This window comes from Vibrio sp. 070316B (assembly GCF_013114115.1).
GTDB classification, from domain to species: Bacteria; Pseudomonadota; Gammaproteobacteria; order Enterobacterales; family Vibrionaceae; genus Vibrio; species Vibrio chagasii_B.
Genome location: NZ_VTYC01000006.1, coordinates 119,831 through 133,301, shown reverse-complemented (window position 1 = coordinate 133,301; position 13,471 = coordinate 119,831). Strand labels below are relative to the sequence as shown.

The window sequence follows — 13,471 nt, the reverse complement described above, 5'->3', positions numbered from 1 at the left end:
CTACGAGTGGAAACATGATCTCAACACGGATTTAATATGATTTTTTGAATTGATAAACAAAAGTTGTAAAGAAAAGTGAAAGGATTGTTTGGCTCGAAAAAGAAAACGCCCCAATCGAAATTGAGGCGTTTGAAACAGGTTTTAAATACCGTTGGTATTAGTATTTTACGTTGGAGTGGTATTGGCTTAGAACCGCAACAATTTCATCCATTGTCTCTTTACTTGGCGGGTTTACGCCTTCAAGAGGGTAGTCCAAACCAAGAGCTTCCCATTTATGCGCACCCAGTTTGTGGTAAGGAAGCAGCTCTACTTTTTCGATGTTGTCCATGTCTTTAATGAACTCACCAAGTAGATGTGCATCTTCTGGTGTGTCTGTGTATCCAGGAACAATCACGTAACGAATCCAAGTCGTTTTACCAATCTTATGAAGGTAACGGGCAAAATCGAGAGTACGTTTGTTAGATACACCAATGAAATCATGATGAATTTCATCACGCATGTGTTTCAGATCGAGCATTACAAGGTCAGCTGCGTCTAAAACCTCATCAACAACGTCAGTATGCTTACGAATATAGCCATTGGTATCAAGACAAGTATGGATACCTTCAGCCTTAGCAGCTAAGAAGAAGTCGCGGACAAACTCAGGTTGTAGCATCGCTTCACCACCAGAACAGGTGATACCACCACCAGACGCTTTCATGAAGTGGCGATAAGATTTCGCTTCGTTGATGATTTCTTCTACAGTGACTTCTTTGCCATCATGCAGGTCCCATGTATCGCGGTTGTGACAGTACATACAACGCATTAAGCAGCCTTGAAGAAACACAATAAAGCGGATACCAGGGCCATCGACAGTACCACAAGATTCGAATGAGTGAATGCGACCAGTTGTAGACATGAGCTATTCTCGTAGAGGAATTTATGCCCTTTATTTTATTACAAAAACGGTACATAAAATAGGGTCAAATCGTAACGAGACCTTTAAAAATAAAGGCAATCACCACGGAAGATGATTGCCTTTATCAAACTTGAAAAGTAAACGTGAAAGCTTGAGTGATTCGCTAGAAGAACGCGAACATGGTAATGCCACCGGTGGTGTAGATAGACTCTTTCGCTTCTTTGTAATCTGGTGTTTTTGCAGTTAGTGCAAAGGATGCACCAACGTATTGGTTGTACCAAGCCACACCCATGACTGCTGTCGCTTGAAGGTTCTCTAGAGTTACGTCGTAGATAGCTGGATCTTCATTGTTTTTATTCGCGTATTCATCAACACCAGAGCGGTCACCTTCAATCGTTAAGTCATTGAAACGGTAACGACCTTCTAGGCCTGCATAGGTAAACCAGCCTGTGTTCGAAGCACCGATCATCCCGGGTTTAAATGGATTTTCGCTTGTGATATTAGCCGCACCAAAGTTACCACCTAGGTCAGTACCCCAACGGAACATAAAGCCTGATGAAATATCGCTTCTAAAGTTACCCACGTTGATTTCTGAAACGTTAGAGATCTCGAAGTCGGTATTCGCCAACGCTTGATTACGCATTAGGTTGAAATGACTTAGGTAACCAACGCTGCCTGCCCACTCATCATCCACTTGGTATTCCCAACCTAAAGGCTCATCTGATTTAGTGATCGAGTGAACCAGTTTTTGAGCATCTTCAGAAAGCGCTCGTTCACCGGTGGTACCAAACGTAATGTTAAAACGCTGAGCTTGTTGTGGGTTCAAACTTATGTAGTTGAGTTCTGTGTGTAAGTAACCTGCGTATGGGCGGTCGTTCGCTGATGGCGTTTCTAATTCGATATCAGAAGGGGTATACATTTTGTGGCCAAGGGTGACCTCCCATTTATCTAAAGAGCTCGCGCCCCAGTAAGATAGGCTTAATGGTTTTACCCAATCGTATGGCGTAATGCTTGATGATGTGTAACCCAGAAACAGTCCGTTGGTATAGTCTTGGTCAACGCCAAAAACTCCATCATTGTCTAATGCGAAAGTGACCGTAGAACGTTCAGACGCCAAAGATGAAAAAGAGAGAAGAAGCAGGGGTAAACAACGAAGGTATTTCATGGAGCAGTTACTCTTAAATTATGAACCGCGATATTACCGTAATTTGCACGAATTTGTGGAAAAAAAGTGAATGGAAAAGACCTTTTTTGTTCAATATCTAACATTTAGGGAGAATGTTGGTGTTATTGGAATTAGCATCAGATATAAAAAAGCCCCGCACATTGGCGAGGCTAATTATTATTTACTGTCTATTGAGCGTGAGCTTATAGAGACTCAGTAAATGTACGTGCGATTACGTCAGCTTGTTGCTCTGCAGTTAGAGAGTTGAAGCGTACAGCGTAACCAGATACACGGATTGTTAGCTGAGGGTATTTCTCAGGGTGCTTAACTGCGTCTTCTAGAGTGTCGCGGTTAAGAACGTTCACGTTAAGGTGTTGACCACCTTCAATGCCAGCTTCGTGGTGGAAGTAACCATCCATTAGGCCTGCAAGGTTCGCTTTCTGACCTTCAGCATCTTTACCAAGAGCGTTAGGTACGATAGAGAACGTGTACGAGATACCATCTTGTGCATCAGCAAACGGTAGTTTACCTACAGACGTTAGTGACGCTACAGCACCTTTCTCATCACGACCGTGCATTGGGTTAGCACCAGGAGCGAAAGGAGCACCAGCACGACGACCGTCTGGAGTGTTACCTGTTTTCTTACCGTATACAACGTTTGATGTAATAGTAAGAACTGACTGTGTAGGGATAGAGTTACGGTAAGTCTTAAGCTTACGGATCTTGTTCATGAACGTAGAAACTAGTTCACAAGCGATATCATCTACACGAGCGTCGTTGTTACCGTATTTAGGGTAATCGCCTTCGATTTCGAAGTCAGTTGCGATGCCATCTTCGTCGCGGATTGGTTTAACAGTCGCGAACTTAATTGCAGATAGTGAGTCAGCTGCAACAGATAGACCAGCGATACCACAAGCCATAGTACGACGAACGTCACGGTCATGAAGAGCCATTAGAGACGCTTCGTAGCTGTACTTGTCGTGCATGTAGTGAATGCTGTTTAGTGCAGTCACGTATTGCTTAGCTAGCCAATCCATGAATGTGTCTAGGCGACCCATTACGTCATCGTAGTTAAGAACTTCGTCAGTGATCTTGTCAGAAACAGGACCTACTTGAAGTTTTAGCTTCTCATCTACACCGCCGTTGATTGCGTAAAGCATTGTTTTCGCAAGGTTAGCACGAGCACCGAAGAACTGCATTTGCTTACCAACGATCATTGGAGATACACAACAAGCGATAGCGTAATCATCAGACTCTAGGTCAGGACGCATTAGGTCATCATTTTCGTACTGGATAGAAGAAGTATCGATAGATACCTTCGCACAGAAACGCTTGAAGCCGTCAGGTAGTTGCTCAGACCAAAGAACAGTGATGTTTGGCTCTGGAGAAGGACCCATAGTGTATAGAGAGTTTAGGAAACGGAAGTTAGAACGCGTTACTAGCGTACGACCGTCAATACCCATACCACCCATAGACTCTGTTGCCCAGATTGGGTCGCCAGAGAATAGCTCATCGTACTCAGGAGTACGTAGGAAACGAACCATACGTAGCTTCATTACGAAGTGGTCGATCATTTCTTGAGCTTCAACTTCAGTGATCTTGCCTGCAGCGATATCACGCTCGATGTAGATGTCTAGGAAAGTCGAAGTACGACCTAGAGACATTGCAGCACCGTTTTGAGACTTAACAGCCGCTAGGTAAGCGAAGTAAGTCCATTGGATAGCTTCTTGAGCAGTTTGAGCTGGCTCAGAGATATCGAAGCCGTACTTAGCAGCCATCTCTTTGATTTGACCTAGAGCGCGGTGTTGCTCAGAGATCTCTTCGCGAAGTTGCATTGTTTCTGCTAGGTTTTCGCCGTTTTCGAATTGCTCTTGAAGAGAAGCAAATTGAGCTTGCTTGTCTTTCATTAGGAAGTCGATACCGTAAAGTGCAACACGACGGTAGTCACCAATGATACGACCACGGCCGTAAGCATCAGGAAGACCAGTCAGAACACCAGACTTACGACATTTTAGGATATCAGGAGTGTAGATATCGAAAACGCCAGCATTGTGTGTTTTGCGGTATTCTGAGTAGATTTTTGAAACCATTGGGTCAAGAGTTTCACCGTATGCTTTACAAGAACCTTCAACCATACGTACACCACCGTTAGGGATGATTGCACGTTTTAGTGGTTTCTCAGTTTGTAGACCAACGATAGTCTCAAGATCTTTCTCAATGTAACCTGCATCGTGAGCAGTAATGGTAGAGATAACAGAAGTATCGAAATCTACAGGTGCTTTAGTTGCGTTTTCCTGTTTGATACCTTCCATTACCGAAGCCCAAAGCTTGTTAGTTGCTTCAGTACCCTCAGAAACTAGGAAAGACTCGTCGCCTTCATACGGCGTGTAGTTCTTTTGAATGAAATCACGAACGTTTACTTCGCTTTGCCACTCACCTGCAGCAAAATCTTCCCAAGCTTTAGCAAATTGCTCTGCCATGACATACCTACCTTTTTAGTAGAAAAAACACGTACATTAACACTGTTGAGCCAGCGCCCCTCGTAAGGGTAGTACACTCTTATTAATAACAATATATATGAGCATATGTGCTTCATATAGTTATATATATTGTCACTACTTTTTATATGTTGTCTTTACTCTATGTAATCAAGACTACGCTAAAAAATTTCTGCAAACCTTAAACTAAATCAATAAATGCTAAAAAAAGTTGAAAAAGTTTGAGTGGCAGGGGTTGCCACCCAAACTTTTTTTTAATCCGATTACTACTTTTGTGTAGTAAAGGAGATTATAGCCAAGCTTTTAGACCATATTGGCTTTCTAGCATACCAACTGCAAGCATTGCTACTAGACAAATAACCAAAACACCAACTGGGATAACAATCTTGTCTACAAATGATAGACGCTTAGCACGCTCTTTATCACCAATTAGGCCGTTGTTATCTAGAAGCATAGTCAGTGCCCATGCTAGTACAGGGTTAACGACCGCTGAACCAAAGATACAGATACCAGCTGCTTGAGAGTCTTTTGAATCTTTAACCATCTGCATACCCGCTTCAAGTAGAGGTAGAGATACACCTACAAGTAGCGCAACACGCATCACTGGTGGCCATACTGCTACGTCCATTGGGAAGCCAAGAATCGCAACAATAATACATAGAGAGCCAAGCAAGATTGCGCCGCCAGGGATTGGACGTTTCGCGATAGCCGCTGGGATCATGTAAGTACCCCAAGATGAAGTGATGTTACCACCACCAACTGCTGTACCTACCATTTGACGAACTGAACACATAGTCATTGTGTCATCTACGTCCATCAGTACTTTTTCAGACTTTTTCGGGTAGTTCAGTTCTTGGAAGATACGGTGACCTAGGAAGTCAGGTGACCACATTGCTACTGCTAGGATTGCAAATGGTAGAGAAGCGATGAAGTGCTCAACGTTTGGTAAACCAAGCATCCAACCTTCTTCAGTAGAACCCCACCAGTAGATTGGGTTTAGGTTTGGAATGCCTGTTTCAGTTACGAATTTGATATCGAAACCAGCACCAAGTACTAGAGCAATAGCTAGACCAGTGAAAGCACAAACAGGGATTGCTAACCAACGCTTGTTCACTTTCGCAAGGAATGCATATAGACCGATGGTAACGGCTAGAACAATCAAACCGATGTAACCCATGCTACCAGCAGCGACTGTGTCAGACTGAAGACCAACAGCCCAAGCTTGAATTGAGTTGATTTGGCTCATTGTTCCGGTTAGACCCAAGAAGATGAGCAAGCCACCCGCCGTACCTTCAGAGGTAAGGTTAACAAGTTTAGACCCACCTTTTAGGAAGCTTAGGATAAGACCGAAGACACCGATAAGGATTGCCAATGCAAGAGGGTGAGCACCAGCTAGAGCGATGGTACCAATAAGAGGAATCATTGGGCCGTGGTTACCGGCAAGGTTAGCTTTAGGGTTAAAGAAACCAGAAGCAAGGATACAGAACAGCAGTGCAGGGATAAGCATTTCTACACGAGCTACTTCAATCGCAAAGTCTTTACCAAGGTTTACGTGATCCCAAGCTTGAGTTAGGCCTTCAGCCCAAGACATCATTACTGCAGAGTACATCGCGATGATACCAATGGTACCAGCCAGTGCAGGAACAAGGTCTTCTAGTTCAAAGCGGAAGTCACGGCCAGGAAGGTTTAGGCCAAAGCGGCGAGGCTTCATGATTTGAAGTTCGTGATCTAGATAATCTGAGCGGTTCTCAAATTCAGAAGCAGGGCGGTGTAGCTCTTTATAGCTTTTCTCTTCTACTTCAGAGTTCGCATTATTGACAACGTCTGACATAGATTCCTCATATTTTTATGTTAGTAATTCTAAAATTGAATTCTATAATTTCGCGTAATTGTGTTATTTCTTAGTTATAACTCATTAACATTATGTTGCACGGTTTTGATGTGCTTTATGCAGCTAAGTTAAAAGAAATGTATGGCATTTTTAATGCCTTATTGTGTGCTGAGGAGTCTAACAAGCTTACCCTTTAGGGTGATTGATCTTGATCACTTTATGAGTGTATGTGAAAGAAAGCTACAAAACGGAGCGATTCATTAACGTACCATTGATGAATCGTGTAATTTGTTTTCACAAATTGACGTTTACCTACCTTCTCGAGGTATTGCTTATAAAGGAAAGCGCTGAGTTGCTGATTCTTATTGAGTTATTTCACTTTTATCCCTCTTCAGCCAAACATTTACAATGTAATAACCATAAAATAATTGTGACTTATAGTACGTGCAGCATGCTTTTATTGGCGCTTTCTGGTTTCGTTGTAAATGACACTTCTTCGTTCACCAAAGTTGTTTTTCTTGTGAGACATTAGGCTACGAGAATCTCATTTTGGTTAACTTTATTTAAACAATGTAAGCATTGGATTTATAGCTTATTGATAGAAGTCATTCATAAAATTGAGGCGAAAACGCTACCTTTTGCATAATAAGTCAGAGTGAAGTGCTATTTATTCCAAATTATTAGGTTAATAATTTGTTGCATGTTAATCCGTGTGGTGCTAGTTTGTATCGCATGAAAAGGTCGGAGTACCTTGCATTTTCACAAACTTGGGAGAGAAAGCGCATGAAAGATGTACCGGCGCTGGACATAAAGGATCTACACAAAACGTTTGGTCAAAATGAAGTTTTAAAGGGAATTTCACTTTCTGCGCATAAAGGCGATGTGGTATCGATTATCGGATCTTCAGGATCGGGTAAAAGTACTTTCCTTAGATGTATCAACCTTCTAGAGACACCGACTGCAGGCGAAATTTGGGTTAATGGTGAATTAATTCAAATGAAAAATAATCGTCAAGGTGTGTCTGTTCCTGCTAATGAAAAACAAGTCCAACGAATCCGTTCTCGATTGGCGATGGTTTTTCAGGGGTTCAACCTTTGGTCTCATCTGACCGTTCTCGAAAATGTTATCGAAGCACCTGTTCATGTCTTAGGTGTACCTAAAGCACAAGCGATTGAAAATGCGGAGTTACTACTCAAGAAAGTAGGTCTGTATGAGCGTAAAGATTACTATCCGGGTCACTTATCTGGTGGACAACAACAACGTGCTGCGATTGCAAGAGCGTTAGCAGTAGACCCTGAGGTAATGCTGTTTGATGAACCAACATCAGCACTTGACCCTGAATTAGTAGGGGAAGTACTTGGTGTAATGCGCGATCTAGCAGAAGAAGGAAGAACCATGCTTGTGGTAACACATGAAATGGCTTTTGCTCGTGACGTATCAAACCATGTGATGTTCCTGCACCAAGGTCTAGTGGAAGAACAGGGCGATCCAGCTAAACTGTTTACGAACCCAGAGTCTGAGCGATTACAACAATTTATCTCCTCGATCTACTAGTTGGTCTTGGCAGGTGAATGGCGAAATAGAACAGAATTGAAACATTACTGCTAAGGTCAATGGCGGTGGTGTAAACAATGAAACACAACAACACAGTTCAATAAGCAAAACAATATTAAAATTAGCAAAACATAAAAACCTAAATCACAGGAGTAGGGATATGAAAAAGTGGTTATTAGTCGCGGCACTTGCTGCAACTGCGGCAACAGGCGTAGCTCAAGCGAAAGAATGGAAAACAGTACGCTTTGGTATTGAAGGTGCTTACCCTCCATTTAGCTGGACAGAAGCAGATGGTTCACTGAAAGGCTTCGACGTGGACATGGCTAACGCGCTTTGTACTGAAATGCAGGTGCAATGTAAAATCGTTGCACAAGACTGGGATGGTATTATTCCTTCTCTACTTGCTCGTAAATATGATGCGATCATCGCGGCAATGTCTATCACTGAAGAACGTAAGAAGAAAATCGACTTCACTGGTAAATACGCACTTATCCCAAACAAGTTCATCGCTAAGAAAGGCGCAGGTCTTAACTTCGATGACTTAAGCGGTCAAAAAATTGCCGTTCAACGTGCAACAACTCACGATAAATACCTAACAGACAACTACGGTGACACGGTTGAAATCGTTCGTTACGGTTCTTTCGATGAAGCTTATCTTGATCTAGCAAATGGTCGTGTTGCAGCTGTACTAGGTGATGCTTCTGCTCTAGAAGAAGGTGTACTGAACAAAGCGGGCGGTGAAGCGTACGAGTTTGTTGGTCCATCACTAACAGATCCTAAATGGTTCGGTGAAGGTTTTGGTATTGCTTTACGTAAGCAAGACAAAGACCTAACTAAGAAGCTAGATGCGGCAATCCTTTCTCTACGTGAAAAAGGCATCTACCAAGATATCGCGGCTAAGTACTTCAACTACGACGTATACGGTCAGTAATCTCTAGCGTCAATTCTTAAGGGAGAGGTAACCCTCTCCCTGTCTTACCAACTTTTTCGCAGTTCTGTTGGAATTCATTATGTTTGATTTACAAGGATATGAAGCGTCGATCCTGAAAGGGGCGGTGCTGACAATCGAAGTTGCCTTGCTGTCGCTAATTTTAGCTATGGTTCTTGGTATGCTAGGTGCCTTAGCAAAGCTTGCGCCTTACCGCTGGGCTCGTGCTATTGCAACCCTCTACACAACCGTCATTCGAGGCATTCCAGATCTCGTGTTGATGATGCTGATTTTCTTTGGTGGACAAATCCTTTTAAACAACAGTTTGTATTCCATCAATGAGTGGCTCAATGAGTGGTTCACATCCAGTGATCCTAACCATGAGTGGACTTCTTACTTACCTGATTATATTGATGTTAGCCCATTTGTTGCTGGTGTCTTGACCATAGGCTTCATCTTTGGTGCTTACATGGCAGAAACATTTCGTGGTGCGATCATGGCTGTGGATGCCGGTGAAATGGAAGCGGCAAAAGCTTACGGTATGAGCCCTGTAAAGGCGTTTCACCGCATACTGCTTCCGCAGATGATTCGTCATGCACTACCTGGTTTTGGTAACAACTGGTTGGTTTTACTTAAAACCACAGCTTTGGTTTCCATTATCGGCCTAGAAGACATGGTGCGTGTTAGCGCATTAGCGGCCGGTTCAACCAAAATGCCGTTTACCTTCTACATGACGGTGGCACTTATCTTCTTGTTCTTCACCAGCGTATCGACAGGTTTACTTAAACTTGTTGAACGTAAATTCAGCATCCACGCGAGGTAGTTATGGACTTTTCATTGATAATTGAAAGCCTGCCGATTTACCTTGGTGGTCTATGGACAACAGCTTGGATGGTGTGCGTCGCTTTGATTATTGGCTTGTTTGTTGCCATACCATTAGCTATAGCTCGTAACAGTCACAATATGTTGATTAATGCTCCTGCGTGGTCGTTTATCTATTTCTTCCGTGGCACACCATTACTGGTACAGCTTTATTTGATTTATTACGGCATGGATCAGTTCTTCCCAGTGAAAGACACACTATGGGAAAACGCATGGTTCTGTGCGTTGGTGGCATTCATCCTGAATACTTCTGCTTACACGGCTGAGATTATCCGTGGTGCAATTAACGGCTTACCGAAAGGTGAGGTGGAAGCGGCAAAAGCATACGGCATGAGTACACCGAAGACTTACCGTCGTATCATTTTACCAAGTGCTTTACGTCGTGCACTGCCGGCTTACAGTAACGAAGTTATCTTCATGCTTCACGGTTCAGCCGTTGCTGGTATCGTAACTATCATGGATTTAACAGGGGCAGCGCGTTTGGTTAACTCACGTTACTACGCTCCATTTGAATCCTTCCTAACCGCAGGTCTGTTCTATATGGCACTAACGTTTATCATCATCGCGATTTTCAAATTCGCAGAGAAACGTTTCCTAGCTTACTTAAGACCACTTAGTTAATAGCATTCTGTATAGTTAACAAAACGGCGCTCATTGAGCGCCGTTTTTTTGTATCAGAAGAAAATTCAGTGATGGCCTTGGATAGGTTTATCTCGGAGAGCTATCGATTGTTCAAAACAGTTAACTTGCTTCAAATTGCGTTCACACATTCATTAGAATAATTGCTTTAGATTCAACTATAGATAGACTCGGCGAAATTTTGTTGTTGTATGGAATAATGATGAAAAAGAGTAGCTTACTGTCTAATTTTGTTGTTTTTGCTATCGCGATATCACTTTTAGGATGCGGCGGTGGTGGTAGCGGCGGTGAAAGTGTTCAAACTGGTTCTGGTGGTTCTGGTGGTTCTGGTGGTTCTGGTGGTTCTGGTGGTTCTGGTGGTTCTGGTGGAGGAGGGAATGACGGTGATGGAAGCGGTGAGCCAGATATTACCCCAATCCCACAAACCGCTGTTCAAAAAGCCTTGTCAACTGGCAATGCTTCTTATGTTGTTAATTCCTCCGAGTTCATTGAGGCAAGCCAAGCGTTAGTTGCTCAATACAACGAAGATTACAATCAGATTAAACAAGCCTTATCTCAAAGCTCAGAAGGTGAGCCACTGCGTAATCTCCACTGGGATCCAACGCATGACACCGCCATTATTTTACCCACCTATGGCTTTAACGATGTCATTTTGAAAACAAACAAAGCGATGCAAGATGGCTACGCCGATCAAGAGTTGGCCATTGGGGTTGCGGGTTATACAGGGAGTAAAGGGCATTATGCTGCACTCGCGAGCAACCCTTTTAGAACGAAGCAACGTTTCCCCGATTCTGTTAATGAAGAAATGAACACTTGGTTGAAGAATTTGGTTACCTGGGTTTCAGGGACAGATGAGCCCAAAAAAGTCGTGTTAGCCCAGCTCGATCAGTCTTATTACTTCCCAGATGATCAAGCGACACGAAACTGGTTAACTGACAATGTTAATGCTTCTATGGTTACCAACGCTGATAACGCTTGTGATGGCAGTCAGTTAAGCCAGTGTCTTGAAGCCAATAACCCTGATTTGTTGATTTTGTCTCAAAAGCTGAATGCCGGAGATAGTATTGAAGATGTTATAGAAGGGGTACGTTTAGCGTTTAATAAAAACATTCCGGTGCTGTACTTGCATCTTGATGGCGGTATGACGGAATTAGGCAACGCCTTGTTTACTGAAATGCACATGACTTATGTGGGTGATAACTATTGGCGTAAGCTTGGTCTGTCTAACTGGGACTCGACACAGCTCATTAATCAGATGCCGGACAATATTGTTCAACAACAAGCGCTTTTACAAAGACTGAAAGATGACAGCTTCACCGTTGACTTAAGCACCTGTGATGACAAATCTTGCCCTGATGAATCCAATATGGATGAAGAGTTCTATACCGCAGCAAACAGCATTCGCGCACATTTAACGTCGCTTGATAGTAAAAAAGTCGACCTGTTTGCAACGGATTATTACGAGTATGAAAAGCTGTTATTGCTACTTGCTGACCATTACCGTCAATATGTTCAGTACCCAATGGGTAAAGGCGTGACAGAGAGGGTTGATTTTCTTCGTTCTTATTACAGTGATTACGCAACATACAACAGTCGACTGTATAACGCGGCGCAACCAAGTTTAGGTAACTTTAGTACCAAGAGCTTTGATAATGTACCGCTCGTCACGAAAACCATTGCTTTGGAGTCTAAAAGAAGCTTCCGATCCGCTGGTTTGTATGCCTTGCCGGGTAAGACAATCAAGGTGACTCGCTTAGACAATAACGATGTGGCTACGTCTATTGCATTTAATACATTGCGCAGCGGCGCGACACACGAGTTTTCAGGCAATGACGGTTACGCTCGGCCAAAGTTTTTAACCTCGGTAACCTATCCAGTGAAACCGGGAGAGACGATTTCTCTTACTTCTGCTTATGGCGGAACACTACAGGTTCACTTTGATACCAATGATATTGACGTGGAACTGCGTTTTGAAAATGTCGCACAGCACCCTGTCTGGAGAAGTGAAGCTGACAACGACAGCTTTGTAGCACAGCTCGAAGAAGGAAATTTTGATTGGGCTGAGCTAATTACCCCAGGGTTTGAAGTTCACTCAAAGCTGGAAAAAATGAAGGAATCTATCGGTTCAGATGACTGGGCTCAGCCTCATGATATGGCTCTCGCCACAGAGCGTTATGTACATAACTTTCCTCATGCACTTGCAGGCTTTAAAGGGCCGGGTATTGATGAAATTGCTGAAATACACCAATACGGAGAGGCAAAGGGCTGGGAAATTGCGACCATTGACATTGTAAAGCATATGAACGCAGACCAAGCTAACTGTGGCTATGGTTGTTCAGGAAACCCGTATGATGCCTATTGGTCGTTTCATCCATTAGGGCATGGTGATCTTCACGAGTTGGGGCATGGCTTAGAGCGTGGTCGATTTAGGTTTAGCGGTTGGGATGGGCACGCTACGACCAACTATTACTCGTACTACAGTAAGTCCCAATACTATCGGGATACAGGAAAAGTATCTTCATGTCAGGGGTTAGACTTCAAAGGCCAATATGAGCTTTTGCAGGAAAGTCGAAATCAACCAGACCCAAACGCCCATATGGCGCAGCAAAACCAAACGAGCTGGAGTTGGGGAGCAAGAATCTTCATTCAAATGATGATGTTGGTACAAGAGCAGGGCGTATTGGATTACGGCTGGCATATGCTTGGGCGACTTCACTTGATTGAACGTGAGTTTAACCGCCTTAAATCCAGCGATGAGCTTTGGAACACCAAAAAACAGACAATTGGATTTGATAGCTATTCTAGAGATGAAGCAAACCAAATCACCAATGATGACTGGTTGTTGATTGCATTAAGCTATGTGAATGAGCGCGATATGAGGAACTATTTAGATATGTGGGGCTTCAACTTCTCGGATAAAGCGAAGCAACAAGTCGCGACTATGAGCTTAGTACCAATGCCGTTAACCTATTTTGCAAGTTCAAACCAAGGGTATTGTGTAGATGAGTTTGCTAAGAGACCAATTAGTGTTGATGGCTCAACGGCTTGGCCAATAAATTAGACTCGGGAAATAATC

9 protein-coding genes are annotated in these 13,471 nt (G+C 43.2%); 5 read left to right on the top strand and 4 right to left on the bottom strand.

The window, feature by feature from the left end; all coding sequences use genetic code 11:
• Positions 1-157: 157 nt before the first annotated feature.
• From pflA to F0251_RS07575, 4 genes are all read right to left on the bottom strand, one after another.
• A complete protein-coding gene (pflA, locus tag F0251_RS07590) occupies positions 158-898 on the bottom strand; it encodes a pyruvate formate lyase 1-activating protein (protein ID WP_061034194.1) in 741 nt (246 codons plus the stop codon).
• A 163-nt stretch (positions 899-1,061) separates the two neighbouring features.
• Positions 1,062-2,063, bottom strand: a complete 1,002-nt coding sequence (locus tag F0251_RS07585; RefSeq protein ID WP_171730706.1) for a lipid A deacylase LpxR family protein — start codon at positions 2,061-2,063, stop codon at positions 1,062-1,064.
• Positions 2,064-2,266: 203 nt separating this feature from the next.
• A complete protein-coding gene (gene pflB / locus F0251_RS07580; RefSeq protein ID WP_061034197.1) occupies positions 2,267-4,543 on the bottom strand; it encodes a formate C-acetyltransferase in 2,277 nt (758 codons plus the stop codon).
• A gap of 307 nt (positions 4,544-4,850) precedes the next feature.
• The gene (locus F0251_RS07575; RefSeq protein ID WP_008220142.1) at positions 4,851-6,392 is read right to left on the bottom strand and encodes a DUF3360 family protein; all 1,542 of its coding nucleotides are present in this window, start codon (positions 6,390-6,392) and stop codon (positions 4,851-4,853) included.
• A 783-nt stretch (positions 6,393-7,175) separates the two neighbouring features.
• Here F0251_RS07575 and F0251_RS07570 point away from each other — a divergent pair.
• The 5 genes from F0251_RS07570 (at position 7,176) to F0251_RS07550 (ending at position 13,456) form a co-directional block, all read left to right on the top strand.
• The gene (locus F0251_RS07570; protein ID WP_061034198.1) at positions 7,176-7,946 is read left to right on the top strand and encodes an ABC transporter ATP-binding protein; all 771 of its coding nucleotides are present in this window, start codon (positions 7,176-7,178) and stop codon (positions 7,944-7,946) included.
• A gap of 160 nt (positions 7,947-8,106) precedes the next feature.
• Positions 8,107-8,877, top strand: a complete 771-nt coding sequence (locus tag F0251_RS07565) for an ABC transporter substrate-binding protein (RefSeq protein ID WP_004737411.1) — start codon at positions 8,107-8,109, stop codon at positions 8,875-8,877.
• 79 nt (positions 8,878-8,956) lie between these two features.
• The gene (locus tag F0251_RS07560; protein ID WP_008220137.1) at positions 8,957-9,697 is read left to right on the top strand and encodes an ABC transporter permease; all 741 of its coding nucleotides are present in this window, start codon (positions 8,957-8,959) and stop codon (positions 9,695-9,697) included.
• A gap of 2 nt (positions 9,698-9,699) precedes the next feature.
• Positions 9,700-10,377, top strand: coding sequence for an ABC transporter permease (locus F0251_RS07555; protein ID WP_102426428.1), 678 nt, complete (start codon positions 9,700-9,702; stop codon positions 10,375-10,377).
• Between the two features lie 220 nt (positions 10,378-10,597).
• The gene (locus F0251_RS07550; protein WP_171730705.1) at positions 10,598-13,456 is read left to right on the top strand and encodes an ImpA family metalloprotease; all 2,859 of its coding nucleotides are present in this window, start codon (positions 10,598-10,600) and stop codon (positions 13,454-13,456) included.
• The last annotated feature ends 15 nt before the right edge of the window (positions 13,457-13,471 follow it).

What these genes read in the sequence shown, in the direction of transcription:
- F0251_RS07550 (WP_171730705.1), top strand. Translation starts at nt 10,598, where the DNA reads ATGAAAAAGAGTAGCTTACTGTCTAATTTTGTTGTTTTTGCTATCGCG.
- pflB (WP_061034197.1), bottom strand. Translation starts at nt 4,543, where the DNA reads ATGGCAGAGCAATTTGCTAAAGCTTGGGAAGATTTTGCTGCAGGTGAG.
- pflA (WP_061034194.1), bottom strand. Translation starts at nt 898, where the DNA reads ATGTCTACAACTGGTCGCATTCACTCATTCGAATCTTGTGGTACTGTC.
- F0251_RS07585 (WP_171730706.1), bottom strand. Translation starts at nt 2,063, where the DNA reads ATGAAATACCTTCGTTGTTTACCCCTGCTTCTTCTCTCTTTTTCATCT.
- F0251_RS07575 (WP_008220142.1), bottom strand. Translation starts at nt 6,392, where the DNA reads ATGTCAGACGTTGTCAATAATGCGAACTCTGAAGTAGAAGAGAAAAGC.
- F0251_RS07560 (WP_008220137.1), top strand. Translation starts at nt 8,957, where the DNA reads ATGTTTGATTTACAAGGATATGAAGCGTCGATCCTGAAAGGGGCGGTG.
- F0251_RS07570 (WP_061034198.1), top strand. Translation starts at nt 7,176, where the DNA reads ATGAAAGATGTACCGGCGCTGGACATAAAGGATCTACACAAAACGTTT.
- F0251_RS07565 (WP_004737411.1), top strand. Translation starts at nt 8,107, where the DNA reads ATGAAAAAGTGGTTATTAGTCGCGGCACTTGCTGCAACTGCGGCAACA.
- F0251_RS07555 (WP_102426428.1), top strand. Translation starts at nt 9,700, where the DNA reads ATGGACTTTTCATTGATAATTGAAAGCCTGCCGATTTACCTTGGTGGT.